This window comes from Enterobacter pseudoroggenkampii, from assembly GCF_026420145.1.
Classification (GTDB): Bacteria; Pseudomonadota; Gammaproteobacteria; order Enterobacterales; family Enterobacteriaceae; genus Enterobacter; species Enterobacter pseudoroggenkampii.
The window spans coordinates 115,295-129,244 of record NZ_JAPMLV010000001.1 but is presented as its reverse complement, the minus strand read 5'-3'; the positions used below and the strand labels follow the sequence as shown (position 1 = coordinate 129,244).

Here is a 13,950-nt window from a genome sequence, read left to right as displayed (position 1 = left end):
AGTATGTTTAAGCAATACCTGCAAGTAACGAAACCAGGCATCATCTTTGGCAACCTGATCTCCGTGATCGGAGGGTTCCTGCTGGCCTCTAAGGGCAGCATTGATTACACCCTCTTTATCTACACGCTGGTCGGTGTGTCACTGGTTGTTGCGTCCGGTTGTGTATTTAACAACTACATCGACATGGATATCGACAAGAAGATGGAAAGGACCAAAAATCGGGTGCTGGTGAAAGGCCTGATCGCCCCTTCCGTCTCGCTGGTGTACGCCACCTTGCTGGGTATTGCTGGCTTTATGCTGCTGTGGTTTGGTGCTAACCCGCTGGCCTGCTGGCTGGGGGTGATGGGGTTCGTGGTGTATGTGGGCGTCTACAGCCTGTATATGAAACGCCACTCCGTCTACGGCACGCTGATTGGTTCTCTCTCCGGCGCTGCGCCGCCGGTGATTGGCTACTGCGCGGTCACGAACGAGTTCGACAGCGGTGCGCTGATCCTGCTGGCTATCTTTAGCCTGTGGCAGATGCCGCACTCTTATGCCATCGCGATTTTCCGCTTTAAGGATTATCAGGCAGCGAACATCCCGGTTCTGCCGGTCGTGAAAGGCATTTCGGTTGCCAAGAACCATATCACGCTGTACATCATCGCCTTTGCCGTGGCAACGCTGATGCTCTCTCTGGGTGGTTACGCTGGATATAAATATCTGGCGGTAGCGGCTGCGGTGAGCGTCTGGTGGCTCGGTATGGCGCTGCGCGGTTACAAAGTGGAAGATGACAAAGTCTGGGCGCGCAAACTGTTTGTGTTCTCGATTGTGGCCATCACCTCGCTGTCCGTGATGATGTCTGTCGATTTCATGGTGCCAGATTCACATAACCTGCTGACTTACGTCTGGTAAGCCACAACAGGTGAATAAAGGGGTGCTTCGGCACCCTTTTTTATTCACGGAATTTATTAATAACGCATGTAATATTTGTTAAATAACCCTTTATTTACCCCGCCCCTTCCCCGCACTACACTATGGCCTGCTTTTGAACTGAGGTGGTAATGAACGATTATAAAATGACGCCAGGCGAGCTTCGCGCGACCTGGGGCTTAGGGACTGTCTTCTCGCTACGGATGCTTGGCATGTTTATGGTCCTGCCTGTTCTGACCACGTACGGTATGGCGCTGCAGGGGGCCAGCGAGGCGCTGATTGGGCTCGCAATCGGCATCTACGGTCTGGCACAGGCGGTGTTCCAGATCCCGTTTGGCCTGCTCTCTGACCGGGTGGGCCGAAAGCCGCTGATCGTTGGTGGGCTGCTGGTCTTTGTGCTCGGGAGCGTCATTGCCGCCCTCTCCCACTCCATCTGGGGAATTATTCTCGGCCGCGCCCTGCAGGGTTCCGGCGCGATTGCCGCTGCGGTGATGGCGCTGCTGTCAGACTTAACCCGCGAGCAGAACCGCACTAAAGCGATGGCGTTCATCGGCGTGAGCTTTGGCGTGACGTTTGCGATTGCGATGGTGCTGGGCCCCATTATTACGCACACATTGGGTCTGCACGCGCTGTTCTGGATGATTGCCGTGCTGGCGACCATCGGTATTGCCTTAACCCTGTGGGTGGTTCCGGACAGCAAAAACCACGTCCTCAACCGTGAGTCGGGGATGGTAAAAGGCTGCTTCAGCAAAGTGATCGTCGAGCCGCGCCTGCTGAAGCTGAATTTTGGCATTATGTGTTTGCACATCCTGCTGATGTCGACCTTTGTTGCCCTGCCCGGCCAGCTTGCCGCAGCGGGTTTCCCGGCGGCTGAGCACTGGAAAATCTATCTGGTCACGATGCTGATTTCGTTTGTCTCCGTCGTGCCGTTCATCATCTACGCCGAAGTGAAGCGCAAAATGAAGCGCGTCTTCGTGGGCTGCGTAGCGGTCCTGCTGATTGCCGAGATCGTGCTCTGGGGTGCCGGCCCGCACTTCTGGGAGCTGATTGCCGGCGTGCAGCTGTTCTTCCTGGCCTTTAACCTGATGGAAGCGTTGCTCCCGTCGCTTATCAGCAAAGAGTCCCCCGCCGGGTATAAAGGTACCGCGATGGGCATCTACTCCACCAGCCAGTTTCTCGGCGTGGCAATCGGCGGCTCGCTTGGCGGCTGGGTGGACGGCCTGTTTGATTCACAAACCGTGTTTCTCGCCGGTGCGCTGTTGGCGACAGTCTGGCTGCTGGTCGCCAGCACCATGAAAGAGCCGCGCTACGTGAGCAGCCTGCGCGTGGAAATCCCGAATGACGTTGAGATTGTCGATGCGCTGAAACAGCGTCTGGAAGCAAAAGAAGGCGTGACAGAAGTGCTGATTGTCCCCGAAGAGCGCAGCGCTTACGTCAAAATAGACAGTAAAATGACCAACCGCTTCGAAGTTGAGCAGGCGCTCAAAGCGTGAAAAAAAGCCCGGTTAAACCGGGCTTTTTATATTAATCGCGGAAGTTTTTAAACTGGAACGGCTGCCCCAGATCGCCGCCGCGCACCAGCGCCATCACGGACTGGAGGTCGTCGCGGGATTTCCCGGTGACGCGAATCTCTTCGCCCTGGATCTGCGCCTGCACCTTCAGCTTGCTGTCTTTGATGAGCTTAACGATCTTCTTCTGCACCGCGCTCTCGATGCCCTGCTTCAGCTTAGCTTCAACAAACCAGTTCTTACCGCTGTGCACAAACTCTTCCGGTACATCCAGAGACGTCCCTTCGATGCCGCGCTTTAACAGCTTGGCGCGCAGAATGTCGAGCAGCTGATTCACCTGGAAATCAGACTCGCTCAACACCTTGATGGTCTTATTTGCATCGTTCAACTCAAACGACGCCTCAACGCCACGAAAATCGAAACGTGACTCAACTTCGCGGGTTGCGTTCTCAACGCCGTTGCGAACTTCCTGGATATCAACTTCGGAAACAATATCGAAAGATGGCATCTTTTCTTCTCCCTTCACTTTTGTTGCGTTGCATAATACCCGCTACGAGGCATAACTCAACAGAAGCTTAGCTGTATAATTAAGCTGTAACACCTGGCGCAGTTGCAGGTGAGGAGGAACAATGAAAATTACAGTGCTCGGATGTGGAGCCCTTGGTCAGCTGTGGCTGACCGCGCTGTGCAAGCACGGACATGAGGTTCAGGGCTGGCTGCGCGTGCCCCAGCCCTATTGCAGTGTAAACCTGATTGGTGAAGACGGAAGCATCTTTAACGAATCCCTCACCGCGAACGATCCTGATTTCCTGGCGCAAAGTGACCTTTTACTGGTGACGCTCAAAGCGTGGCAGGTCTCAGACGCGGTAAAGACGCTGTCCGCCCAGCTCCCCCCCACTTCGCCCATACTGCTGCTGCATAACGGCATGGGGACCCTTGACGAGCTGAAAAGCGTTCCGCAGCCCCTGCTGATGGCAACGACCACGCACGCTGCCCGTCGCGACGGTAACATCATCGTGCATGTCGCCAGCGGGGTGACGCACATTGGACCCGCCAGAACGCAGGATGGCGACTATAGCTATCTGGCCGATGTGCTGCAGAAGGTGCTGCCGGACGTGGCCTGGCATAACCATATTCGTCCTCAGCTCTGGCGCAAGCTGGCCGTAAACTGCGTGATCAATCCGCTGACGGCGCTGTGGAACTGTCCGAACGGAGAGCTGAAAAATCATCCACAGGACGTTGCGGTGCTGTGTGCAGAAATCGCGGCGGTCGTTGAGCGGGAAGGCCTGCACACGTCGGCGGACGATTTGCGCTGCTACGTCGAGCAGATTATTGAAAGCACGGCAGAAAACATCTCCTCGATGCTGCAGGACGTTCGGGCATTACGCCACACGGAGATCGACTATATCACCGGTTATCTGCTAAAACGCGCCCGCGCGCACGGCATCGCGGTGCCGGAAAACGCCCGTCTGTATGACCTGGTTAAACGTAAGGAGAGTGAATATGAGCGCGTCAGCCCTGATCTGCCTCGCCCCTGGTAGCGAAGAGATGGAAGCGGTCACCACCATTGATTTGATGGTGCGCGGTGGCATTAAGGTGACAACCGCCAGCGTCGCCAGCGACGGCAGCCTGGCGATTACCTGCTCGCGCGGCGTGAAGCTGCTCGCGGATGCCCCGCTCGTGCAGGTAGCCGACGGGGATTACGACATCATCGTTTTGCCCGGTGGCCTGAAAGGCGCGGAATGTTTTCGCGACAGCCCGCTGCTGGTCGAGACCGTGCGTCAGTTTCATTTATCCGGCCGTATCGTCGCCGCTATCTGTGCCGCCGCCGGCACGGTGCTGATTCCGCACGATATCTTCCCTATCGGCAACATGACCGGCTTCCCGGGGCTTAAGGATACGATCCCGGAAGAGCATTGGGTGGATAAACGCGTCGTCTGGGACCCGCGCGTCAACCTGCTGACCAGCCAGGGACCCGGCACCGCAATTGATTTTGGCTTAAAGATTATTGACCTGCTGGTCGGGCGCGAGAAGGCGTACGAAGTGGCGTCATCGCTGGTGATACCGGCGGGGATTTATAATTATTACGAATAGGTGTTTTCTCCCTCTCCCTGTGGGAGAGGGCCGGGGTGAGGGCATCAGGCCGCACTCCCCGGCGAGAAACTACGGACGATACACCTTCACATTCGCAAAGCCCTGCTCGCGCAGATACAGCGCCTGCAGGCGGCTCATCACCCCGCGCTCACACCACAGCAGGTACGTTTTGCTCTGGTCGAGATCGCCAAACTTCGTGCTCAGCTTGTAGAACGGCAGAGAAACCACGTCGACGCCTTCAACCTTCAGCGGCTTGTCATCCTGCTCGTCAATAGAGCGGATATCCAGAATCGCATCGTTAGCACCGAAACCGCTCACGGTTTCCACTTCAACCACGTCCTGCTCGGTCTGCTGGGCAATCTCGCGGATATCAATGTTGGACGCTTCCGCCACCACTTTTTCCAGAATGCTGAAATCGAAGTGCTCTTCTTCCGCTTCGATCTTCGCCTTCACCGCTTTCACCGTTGGACTTTTTGAGATCACGCCGCAGTATTCCGGCATGGTGCGGGCAAAATCTTCGGTGCCGATTTCGCGCGCCAGATCGATGATGTGTTCTTTATCGTGAGAGATCAGCGGACGCAGGATCAGCGTATCAGACACGTTGTCGATCAGACGCAGGTTGGTCAGCGTCTGGCTGGAAACCTGGCCCAGCGCTTCGCCGGTCACCAGCGCCTGCACGCCGTAGCGTTCAGCCACTTTGGACGCCGCGCGCACCATCATGCGCTTCAGGATGACGCCCATCTGGCCGTCGTCTACTTTTTCGAGGATTTCGCCAACCACAGGTTCGAAGTTAATCGCCACGAAACGCACGCGGTGAGAGCTGCCGAAGCGGTTCCACAGGTAATGCGCGACCTGACGAACGCCGATTTCGTGCGCCGCGCCGCCCAGGTTGAAGAAGCAGTAATGCACGCGGCAGCCGCGGCGCATCAGCATATAGCTGGAGACGCCGGAGTCGAAGCCGCCGGAGATCAGGGACAGGACGTCTTCCTGGGTGCCGATCGGGAAGCCGCCGATGCCTTCATAGCGCCCTTTTACCAGCAGCAGGCGATCGTTTTCGATCTCCAGGTTCACGGTCACGTCCGGGTTAGTCAGACGTACGCGCGCCGTCTCAACGTGCTGGTTCAAACCGCCGCCGACGTAACGTTCCACTTCAATGGAGCTGAATTCGTGCTTGCCGCGACGCTTTACGCGCACGCAGAAGGTTTTGCCTTCGATCTGGTCGCGGTACTGGACCAGCGCTTTCTCGAAGATATCGTGCATATCGCTGAACGGGACATCTTCCACTTCCAGGATATGGTGGATACCCGGAATACGGGTCAGGGCGTCGCGAATATCCTGACGTTTGTTTTCGTCTTTGGCACGGACCTCAACGTGGTCCCAGTGGCGCACCACGGCGAGGGTTTCGTCGTAGTGCTTTAATACGTTTCGAATGTTCCCGGTGAGAATTTTAATAAAGCGCAAACGCACAGATTGGCTTTTGATGGTGATTTCAGGGAACAATTTAATGATAAACTTCATGGCGGCAATGTTTCTTAGGCAAGCGTATTAAGGCTTGTAATGGAAAAGAGTACAGCAGCCCACACCCGTGGCTGCATCCAGGCGCGCAAGTATACCACCATCGCGCCGCTCCTGTGCACATTGCGCGTTATTTGATAATTGCCCTGAGTCCGTTACCATGTCGGGGCTGAGAATATAAGAGTCAATTCACTATGCCGAAGAAGAACGACGCACCGGCCAGTTTCGAAACTGCGCTGAGTGAACTGGAGCAAATTGTTACCCGCCTTGAGAGCGGCGATCTCCCGCTGGAAGAGGCGCTCAACGAATTCGAGCGTGGCGTGCAGCTGGCGCGCCAGGGGCAGGTCAAGCTGCAGCAGGCCGAGCAGCGCGTGCAGATCCTGCTTTCCGACAGCGAAGACGCGAAAACCACGCCTTTCACACCGGACGCCGAGTAAATGGATTTTGCCAATGAGCTTCAGGCGCGTGTCGTACGCGCCAACGACGCCCTGCGCCGTTTTATCGCGCCACAGCCTTTTCAGAACACTCCACTGGTTGAAGCCATGCACTATGGCGCACTCTTGGGTGGAAAGCGCCTGCGCCCGTTCCTGGTGTACGCCACGGGCAATATGTTTGGCATCAGCGATAACACGCTGGACGCCCCGGCAGCCGCCGTTGAGTGCATCCATGCCTACTCGCTGATCCACGACGATCTCCCGGCCATGGACGACGACGATTTACGTCGGGGTCAACCCACCTGCCATATCAAGTTTGGCGAGGCGAATGCCATTCTGGCGGGTGATGCCCTGCAAACGCTGGCGTTCTCGATTTTGAGCGACGCGCCGATGGCGGAAGTGGCTGACCGTGACCGCCTGGCGATGATCTCCGAGCTGGCAATGGCCAGCGGCGTAGCCGGCATGTGCGGCGGACAGGCGCTGGATCTTGAAGCGGAAGGACGTCAGGTTAATCTGGAACAGCTGGAGCGTATTCATCGCCATAAAACAGGGGCGTTGATCCGTTCCGCCGTTCGCCTGGGCGCGCTGAGCGCGGGTGAACAAGGGCGCAAAGCCCTGCCGATTCTGGACAGCTACGCAGAAAGTATCGGTCTGGCATTCCAGGTTCAGGATGACATTCTGGATGTGGTGGGCGATACTGCAACATTGGGTAAACGTCAGGGTGCGGACCAGCAGCTTGGCAAAAGTACCTACCCCGCCCTGCTGGGCCTTGAGCAAGCCCAACGTAAAGCCCGGGATCTGATTGACGATGCCCGCCAGTCGCTAAATGAACTGGCCGCGCAATCGCTGGATACCTCGGCACTGGAAGCGCTAGCGGACTATATAATCCAGCGTGATAAATAAACTATATATCTCGATGAGCCTTTGATGAGTTTTGATATTGCCAAATACCCGACACTGGCGTTAGTTGACTCCACCCAGGAGTTACGTCTGCTGCCGAAAGAGAGCCTGCCGAAGCTGTGCGACGAGCTGCGTCGCTACCTGCTCGACAGCGTTAGCCGCTCCAGCGGCCATTTCGCCTCCGGGCTTGGCACGGTAGAGCTGACCGTGGCGCTGCACTATGTCTATAACACGCCGTTCGATCAGCTCATCTGGGACGTGGGCCACCAGGCTTATCCGCACAAAATTCTGACCGGACGTCGCGATAAAATTGGCACCATTCGTCAGAAAGGCGGCCTGCACCCGTTCCCGTGGCGCGGTGAGAGCGAGTACGACGTGCTGAGCGTTGGCCACTCCTCTACCTCCATTTCGGCGGGCATCGGGATTGCCGTTGCCGCCGAAAAAGAGAACAAGCAGCGCCGCACCGTCTGCGTGATTGGCGACGGTGCCATCACCGCCGGTATGGCCTTTGAGGCCATGAACCATGCGGGCGACATCAAACCGGACATGCTGGTTATCCTTAACGATAACGAAATGTCGATTTCCGAGAACGTCGGCGCGCTGAACAACCATCTGGCGCAGCTGCTCTCCGGCAAGCTTTACTCCTCGCTGCGTGAAGGCGGCAAGAAAGTCTTCTCCGGCGTGCCGCCGATCAAAGAGTTGCTCAAGCGTACCGAAGAACACATCAAAGGCATGGTCGTGCCGGGCACCCTGTTTGAAGAGCTGGGCTTTAACTATATCGGCCCGGTTGACGGCCATGACGTGCTCGGTCTGGTGACCACGCTCAAGAACATGCGCGACCTGAAAGGCCCGCAGTTCCTGCACATCATGACCAAAAAAGGGCGTGGCTACGAACCGGCGGAAAAAGATCCGATCACCTTCCACGCGGTACCGAAATTTGACCCGTCCAGCGGCTGTCTGCCAAAAAGCAGCGGCGGCATGCCGAGCTATTCAAAAATATTCGGCGACTGGCTGTGCGAAACCGCCGCGAAAGACAACAAGCTGATGGCGATCACCCCGGCCATGCGTGAAGGCTCCGGCATGGTGGAGTTCTCCAGAAAATACCCTGACCAGTATTTTGACGTTGCCATTGCCGAACAGCACGCGGTGACGTTTGCGGCGGGCCTGGCCATTGGCGGCTACAAGCCGGTTGTCGCCATCTATTCCACCTTCCTGCAGCGCGCCTACGATCAGGTCATCCACGACGTGGCGATTCAGAAGCTGCCGGTGCTGTTTGCTATCGATCGTGCAGGCATCGTCGGTGCCGACGGCCAGACGCACCAGGGCGCGTTTGACCTGTCGTTCCTGCGCTGTATTCCGGACATGGTCGTCATGACGCCAAGCGACGAGAACGAATGTCGTCAGATGCTGTTTACCGGCTACCACTATCAGGATGGCCCAAGCGCCGTTCGCTACCCGCGCGGCAATGCGGTGGGCGTTGAGCTCCAGCCGCTGGAAAAACTGCCGATCGGTAAAGGTCTGGTGAAGCGTCGCGGTGAAAAAGTGGCGATCCTGAACTTCGGCACGCTGATGCCAGAGGCGGCGAAAGCGGCTGAAGCGCTGAATGCCACCCTGGTGGACATGCGCTTTGTGAAACCGCTCGACGAATCGCTGATCCTGAGTATGGCGGAGACGCATGACGTGCTGGTCACGCTGGAAGAAAACGCCATTATGGGCGGCGCGGGCAGCGGCGTGAACGAGGTGCTGATGGCAAATCGTAAAGCCGTGCCGGTGCTAAACCTCGGCCTGCCGGATCATTTCATTCCTCAGGGTACCCAGGATGAAGCCCGTGCGGCGATTGGCCTGGACGCTGCCGGTATCGAAGCTAAAATCCGCCGCTGGCTGGACTGACCCCTTCCCCCTTTTCCGCTCCTGCTATGCTTAAACCTGGTGTTTAAACAGCAGGAGCGGAACCGTGCAATACACAACATTAGGAAAAACGGACCTTAAGGTTTCCCGACTTTGTCTGGGATGCATGACCTTTGGCGAACCCGATCGGGGAAACCACGCCTGGACGCTGCCGGAAGAGAGCAGCCGTCCGATTATCAAACGCGCCATCGAGGGCGGCATTAACTTCTTTGACACCGCCAACAGCTACTCCGACGGCAGCAGCGAGGAGATTGTTGGCCGCGCCCTGCGCGATTTTGCCCGTCGTGATGACATCGTCGTCGCCACCAAGGTCTACTATCCGGTAGGCGACCTGGCTGAGGGACTTTCTCGCGCACAGATCCTGCGCTCCATTGATGACAGCCTTAGGCGCCTGAACATGGATTACGTAGACCTGCTGCAAATTCACCGCTGGGATTACAACACGCCAGTCGAGGAGACGCTTGAAGCGCTGAACGACGTGGTCAAAGCCGGTAAAGCACGCTACATCGGCGCGTCGTCTATGCACGCGTCGCAGTTTGCTCAGGCGCTGGATCTCCAGGCGCAGCACGGCTGGGCGCGCTTCGTCACCATGCAGGATCACTACAACTTGATCTATCGTGAAGAAGAGCGCGAGATGTTGCCGCTGTGCCATCAGGAGGGCGTGGCGGTGATCCCGTGGAGCCCGCTGGCGCGCGGTCGTCTGACCCGTCCGTGGGGAGAAACCACGGCCCGTCTGGTATCGGATGAAGTGGGAAAAAATCTGTATGGTGGTACAGAAGCCAGCGATGCGCTAATTGCCGAACGTTTAGCCGGGATCGCCGACGATACCGGTGCAACCCGCGCCCAGGTGGCGCTGGCCTGGCTGCTGGGCAAGCGCGGCGTCGCGGCGCCGATTATCGGCACATCCCGGGAAGAGCAGCTTGACGAACTGCTGAATGCGGTGGATATCACGCTGACGCCGGAGCAGGTTGCCGAGCTGGAGACGCCGTATCAGCAGCATCCGGTGGTAGGATTTAAGTAAGCACGTAGGCCGGGTAAGGCGGAGCCGCCACCCGGCAATACAGAGCGCACAACATCACGCGAAGTGATCGTACCCTTTCCAGTCCAGCGTAACCGGCTCACCGTCTTTCACAAACTTCAGCCCTTCACTCTCCGGCATGATCTGACCGATGCAGGTAAATTTCGCGCCGAGATGCGCTAACGCCACATCCAGCGTTCCGCGATTGAGCTCAGGCACCGTGAAGCACAGTTCGTAGTCTTCACCACCGGACAGCGCCCAGCGCAGGGCCAGCTCAGGCTCTACATGGCGAAGCAGTTGCTCAGACAGCGGGAACAGGTCCAGGTCAACGCGCGCGCCGACACCGCTAGCCTTCAGAATATGGCCGAGGTCCGAGATAAGCCCGTCAGAGAGATCGATAGCCGAGCTCGCCCGTTCGCGCAGCGCCTGGCCGTGCAAGATACGCGGTGTTGGCCGCAGATGGCGTTTTACCAGATATGCCGCATCATCAGCATCTTCAACCGTTAAACGGTTCTGAAGGATCGCCAGCCCTGCCGCACTGTCGCCCGGCGTACCGGTCATGTAGATCCAGTCACCGGGTTTTGCGCCTGAGCGCTTCAGCGCGCGGCCAAGCGGCACGAAGCCGTGGATCGCCAGCGTCATCGACAGCGGACCGGCAGTGGTATCACCGCCAATCAGCTGCATATCGTAGTAGCTAAGCTGCTCAAACAGCGCATCGCTAAAGGCACCCAGCCATGCTTCATCCACCTCTGGCAGGGTCAAAGCCAGCGTCAGCCAGGCAGGATCGGCACCCATCGCGGCCAGATCGCTGACGTTCACCGCCAGCGCTTTATACGCCAGATCGGCAGGATCGATATCCGGTAAGAAATGACGGCCGCACACTAAGGTGTCGGTGCTGATTGCCAGCGTCTGTTTTTCGGGAATATTGAGAAGTGCACAGTCATCGCCAATGCCGGTTTCAACATCAAGACGAGAGGTTCTGACACGGTCAAAATAACGGGCAATCAGGGAGAATTCGCCGCATGCCATACGTTATGCCTCAGCAAATAAAAGAAAAAACCGGAGCCGCACTGCCCGTCAGGCAATGCAGAACTCCGGTTTGCGGATCACTTTTTGTGGGGACGGATCGCAGGTGCTGCTTTATCAAGTACGCCGTTTACAAACTTGTGGCTGTCTTCAGCGCCGAAGGTTTTCGCCAGTTCGATCGCTTCGTTGATGGCCACTTTATACGGCACATCATCACGTTTAGACAGCTCAAACAGCGCAATACGCAACACTGCTTTTTCTACCTGGCCCAGCTCTTCGAGCAGACGGGACAGGTAAGGCTTCATCAGACCATCGAGATACGCGCTATTAGTCGCCACTCCCGACAGCAGTTCACGGAAGTACAGAACGTCAACGTCTTTCACGTCCTGTTCTGACAGGAACTGGTATTCAACATCAGAGATGTCGTTCTGGGACAACTGCCAGGAGTAAAGTGCCTGGACGGCACATTCACGGGCGCGGCGACGAGCAGCAGGTTTCACGGAATTCCCCTTACAAAAAAATCAGGCCTTGATGGCTTTCAATACATTGATCATTTCAAGCGCGGTCAGTGCAGCTTCTGCACCTTTGTTACCGGCTTTGGTGCCAGCACGTTCGATGGCTTGTTCAATACTTTCGGTGGTCAGCACGCCGAACGCGACAGGAATTTCAGCATCCTGCGCAACGTGTGCCAGACCGTTGCTTGCACCGCCCGCAACGTATTCGAAGTGCGCAGTGCCGCCACGAATAACGGTACCCAGTGCAATCACCGCGTCATATTTACCGGTTTTCGCCAGCGCGCCCGCCGCCAGTGGCAGTTCGTAAGCGCCTGGAACCCAAACAACGGTAATATTGTCATCTTTAACCTGGCCGATACGTTTCAGGGCGTCAATAGCACCTTCCAGCAGGCTGTCGTTGATGAAGTTGTTGAAACGCGCAATGGTGATGGCGACGCGAGCGTCCGGGGTAGCTACAGCAGCTTCAATAATGTTCATACTCTTCCTTTACGGGTTCATTTGGCCCCGCAGGGGGGCGGATTTTATCATAATACTTTGCGCACTGCTTCCCTATTTCAGGAGCAATTACGCTGTCGTTAAGTGGAGGCAGACATCCGGACCTACCGGACGAATCTCGCTAAATTTGAGTTGCGGTGCGTCGGCCAGTTTTTCAAGGCCAGGCAGCACAAACAGGCCGCGCGCATCGTGACCTAACAGTTTAGGCGCAACGTAAACAATCAGTTCATCCACCAGTCCGGCCTGTAAGAGCGCACCGGCGAGCGTTGGCCCGGCTTCGACCCAGATGCTGTTCACCTGCTGCTTGCCGAGCAGCATCATCAGCACCACCAGATCCAGATGACCGTTATGCTCCGGCACCATAATGCTGCGCACGCCTTCCGGCCATTCGCGCGTATCTTCTTTAGTGCGGGCAATCCAGGTTTCACCCGGCTGCTGGACGATGCGGTGCTTCGGCGTCACCCGGTTCTGGCTATCAATGACAATACGCAGCGGCTGACGCAGGTTCTCCTGCGGGTAAAGCGCCTGGGTATCGGCATTCAGTTCGTCCCAGCGCACGGTCATAGCCGGATCGTCAGCCAGAACGGTTTCACTGCTGGTGAGAATAGCATGGCTTTGCGCGCGCAGACGTTGCACATCGCGCCTTGCCTGTGGCGACGTGATCCACTGGCTTTCGCCGTTTGCCATCGCCGTACGACCGTCCAGCGAGGCGCCCAGCTTGAGCTGAATATACGGGAACCCCGTGCGCATGCGCTTCAGAAAGCCTTTGTTGAGCGCTTCCGCGTCCTGCATCATCAGGCCATGGCTGACGTCAATGCCTTCCTGCTGCAGGCGATACAGACCGCGTCCGGCTACCTGCGGATTCGGATCCTGCATCGATGCGACCACGCGCGAAACACCTGCCGCGATCAGCGCTTCGCAGCACGGCGGCGTACGCCCGTGATGGCTGCAGGGCTCCAGCGTGACGTAGGCCGTAGCACCGCGCGCCTTCTCGCCGGCCATGCGCAGCGCATGAACCTCAGCATGCGGTTCGCCGGCACGATAGTGAAACCCCTCCCCCACGATCTCGCCATCTTTGACGATAACGCACCCGACGTTCGGGTTAGGATGGGTAGTAAAACGACCGCGCTGCGCCAGCTTCATGGCTCTCGCCATGTAAATCTCATCCTGCATGAGCTTAATCCTGTAAGCGGGCGATCTCTTCGCCAAACTCTTTGATATCTTCGAAACTGCGGTAGACCGAAGCGAAGCGGATATAGGCGACCTTATCGAGCTTTTTCAGCTGCTCCATCACCAGGTTGCCGATCATTTTGCTCGGCACTTCACGCTCACCCAAACCACGAAGGTAAGATTTTATGTGGTTTAACGCCATTTCAACGTCGTCCGCGCTGACGGGACGTTTTTCCAGGGCCTTCAGCATCCCACTGCGCAGTTTCTCTTCGTTAAACGGCTCGCGCACGTCGTTGCTTTTTACCACGCGCGGCATTACCAGCTCAGCAACCTCAAAGGTCGTGAAACGCTCGTTGCACACCAGACATTGCCGACGACGGCGTACGGATGACCCTTCGCCCACAAGACGAGAGTCGATGACTTTGGTATCCACAGCGGAGCAGAATGGGCAATGCATA

15 protein-coding genes are annotated in these 13,950 nt (G+C 57.2%); 8 read left to right on the top strand and 7 right to left on the bottom strand.

The features are described 5' to 3' along the window. Positions 1–3: 3 nt before the first annotated feature. Together cyoE and OTG14_RS00620 are read left to right on the top strand one after the other, a co-directional pair. On the top strand, positions 4–891 hold the full coding sequence (gene cyoE, locus OTG14_RS00625; RefSeq protein WP_013095848.1) for a heme o synthase: 888 nt from the start codon (positions 4–6) through the stop codon (positions 889–891). A 149-nt stretch (positions 892–1,040) separates the two neighbouring features. Further along, positions 1,041–2,402 (top strand): MFS transporter, encoded by a 1,362-nt coding sequence (locus OTG14_RS00620; RefSeq protein WP_248272976.1) that lies wholly within the window; start codon positions 1,041–1,043, stop codon positions 2,400–2,402. Positions 2,403–2,433: 31 nt separating this feature from the next. Here the strand turns inward: OTG14_RS00620 and OTG14_RS00615 are convergent, their stop codons facing one another. Further along, positions 2,434–2,925 carry a YajQ family cyclic di-GMP-binding protein gene (locus tag OTG14_RS00615; RefSeq protein WP_023334701.1) on the bottom strand — a complete coding sequence of 164 codons (492 nt, stop codon included), beginning with the start codon at positions 2,923–2,925 and terminating at the stop codon, positions 2,434–2,436. Positions 2,926–3,046: 121 nt separating this feature from the next. Between OTG14_RS00615 and panE the strand changes: the two genes are divergently transcribed. Both panE and yajL read left to right on the top strand, forming a co-directional pair. Then, positions 3,047–3,958: a 2-dehydropantoate 2-reductase gene (panE, locus tag OTG14_RS00610; protein ID WP_248272977.1), complete on the top strand. Its 912-nt coding sequence runs from the start codon at positions 3,047–3,049 to the stop codon at positions 3,956–3,958. Further along, positions 3,921–4,511, top strand: a complete 591-nt coding sequence (gene yajL / locus OTG14_RS00605; RefSeq protein WP_248272978.1) for a protein deglycase YajL — start codon at positions 3,921–3,923, stop codon at positions 4,509–4,511. Before panE ends, yajL begins: the two co-directional genes overlap by 38 nt. A 69-nt stretch (positions 4,512–4,580) precedes the next feature. On the opposite strand, the gene thiI is transcribed toward yajL, so the two are convergent. Beyond that, on the bottom strand, positions 4,581–6,029 hold the full coding sequence (gene thiI / locus OTG14_RS00600; protein WP_061715878.1) for a tRNA uracil 4-sulfurtransferase ThiI: 1,449 nt from the start codon (positions 6,027–6,029) through the stop codon (positions 4,581–4,583). Positions 6,030–6,220: 191 nt separating this feature from the next. Here thiI and xseB point away from each other — a divergent pair, with 191 nt between their 5' ends. The 4 genes from xseB (at position 6,221) to OTG14_RS00580 (ending at position 10,289) form a co-directional block, all read left to right on the top strand. Then, positions 6,221–6,463: an exodeoxyribonuclease VII small subunit gene (gene xseB, locus OTG14_RS00595; RefSeq protein ID WP_008503331.1), complete on the top strand. Its 243-nt coding sequence runs from the start codon at positions 6,221–6,223 to the stop codon at positions 6,461–6,463. Next, complete coding sequence (gene ispA / locus OTG14_RS00590) at positions 6,464–7,363, top strand: (2E,6E)-farnesyl diphosphate synthase (protein ID WP_248272979.1); 900 nt, start codon at positions 6,464–6,466, stop codon at positions 7,361–7,363. It abuts the gene before it with no gap. Between the two features lie 24 nt (positions 7,364–7,387). Continuing rightward, positions 7,388–9,250, top strand: a complete 1,863-nt coding sequence (dxs, locus tag OTG14_RS00585) for a 1-deoxy-D-xylulose-5-phosphate synthase (RefSeq protein WP_024906812.1) — start codon at positions 7,388–7,390, stop codon at positions 9,248–9,250. A gap of 64 nt (positions 9,251–9,314) precedes the next feature. Beyond that, complete coding sequence (locus tag OTG14_RS00580; RefSeq protein WP_048992550.1) at positions 9,315–10,289, top strand: aldo/keto reductase; 975 nt, start codon at positions 9,315–9,317, stop codon at positions 10,287–10,289. A gap of 54 nt (positions 10,290–10,343) precedes the next feature. Here the strand turns inward: OTG14_RS00580 and thiL are convergent, their stop codons facing one another. The 5 genes from thiL to nrdR form a co-directional block, all read right to left on the bottom strand. Next, positions 10,344–11,315, bottom strand: coding sequence for a thiamine-phosphate kinase (gene thiL, locus OTG14_RS00575; RefSeq protein ID WP_248163482.1), 972 nt, complete (start codon positions 11,313–11,315; stop codon positions 10,344–10,346). Between the two features lie 77 nt (positions 11,316–11,392). Next, positions 11,393–11,812 (bottom strand): transcription antitermination factor NusB, encoded by a 420-nt coding sequence (gene nusB / locus OTG14_RS00570; protein ID WP_024906809.1) that lies wholly within the window; start codon positions 11,810–11,812, stop codon positions 11,393–11,395. Between the two features lie 21 nt (positions 11,813–11,833). Continuing rightward, a complete protein-coding gene (ribH, locus tag OTG14_RS00565) occupies positions 11,834–12,304 on the bottom strand; it encodes a 6,7-dimethyl-8-ribityllumazine synthase (protein WP_006176874.1) in 471 nt (156 codons plus the stop codon). An 87-nt stretch (positions 12,305–12,391) separates the two neighbouring features. Beyond that, complete coding sequence (ribD, locus tag OTG14_RS00560) at positions 12,392–13,495, bottom strand: bifunctional diaminohydroxyphosphoribosylaminopyrimidine deaminase/5-amino-6-(5-phosphoribosylamino)uracil reductase RibD (RefSeq protein WP_090418042.1); 1,104 nt, start codon at positions 13,493–13,495, stop codon at positions 12,392–12,394. Positions 13,496–13,499: 4 nt separating this feature from the next. Further along, positions 13,500–13,949 carry a transcriptional regulator NrdR gene (gene nrdR / locus OTG14_RS00555; protein WP_008503337.1) on the bottom strand — a complete coding sequence of 150 codons (450 nt, stop codon included), beginning with the start codon at positions 13,947–13,949 and terminating at the stop codon, positions 13,500–13,502. Position 13,950: the final 1 nt, after the last annotated feature.

Coding starts and splice junctions, on each gene's coding strand:
- thiI (WP_061715878.1), bottom strand. CDS start 6,029: ATGAAGTTTATCATTAAATTGTTCCCTGAAATCACCATCAAAAGCCAA.
- nrdR (WP_008503337.1), bottom strand. CDS start 13,949: ATGCATTGCCCATTCTGCTCCGCTGTGGATACCAAAGTCATCGACTCT.
- xseB (WP_008503331.1), top strand. CDS start 6,221: ATGCCGAAGAAGAACGACGCACCGGCCAGTTTCGAAACTGCGCTGAGT.
- dxs (WP_024906812.1), top strand. CDS start 7,388: ATGAGTTTTGATATTGCCAAATACCCGACACTGGCGTTAGTTGACTCC.
- yajL (WP_248272978.1), top strand. CDS start 3,921: ATGAGCGCGTCAGCCCTGATCTGCCTCGCCCCTGGTAGCGAAGAGATG.
- cyoE (WP_013095848.1), top strand. CDS start 4: ATGTTTAAGCAATACCTGCAAGTAACGAAACCAGGCATCATCTTTGGC.
- thiL (WP_248163482.1), bottom strand. CDS start 11,315: ATGGCATGCGGCGAATTCTCCCTGATTGCCCGTTATTTTGACCGTGTC.
- panE (WP_248272977.1), top strand. CDS start 3,047: ATGAAAATTACAGTGCTCGGATGTGGAGCCCTTGGTCAGCTGTGGCTG.
- OTG14_RS00615 (WP_023334701.1), bottom strand. CDS start 2,925: ATGCCATCTTTCGATATTGTTTCCGAAGTTGATATCCAGGAAGTTCGC.
- ribD (WP_090418042.1), bottom strand. CDS start 13,495: ATGCAGGATGAGATTTACATGGCGAGAGCCATGAAGCTGGCGCAGCGC.
- ribH (WP_006176874.1), bottom strand. CDS start 12,304: ATGAACATTATTGAAGCTGCTGTAGCTACCCCGGACGCTCGCGTCGCC.
- ispA (WP_248272979.1), top strand. CDS start 6,464: ATGGATTTTGCCAATGAGCTTCAGGCGCGTGTCGTACGCGCCAACGAC.
- OTG14_RS00620 (WP_248272976.1), top strand. CDS start 1,041: ATGAACGATTATAAAATGACGCCAGGCGAGCTTCGCGCGACCTGGGGC.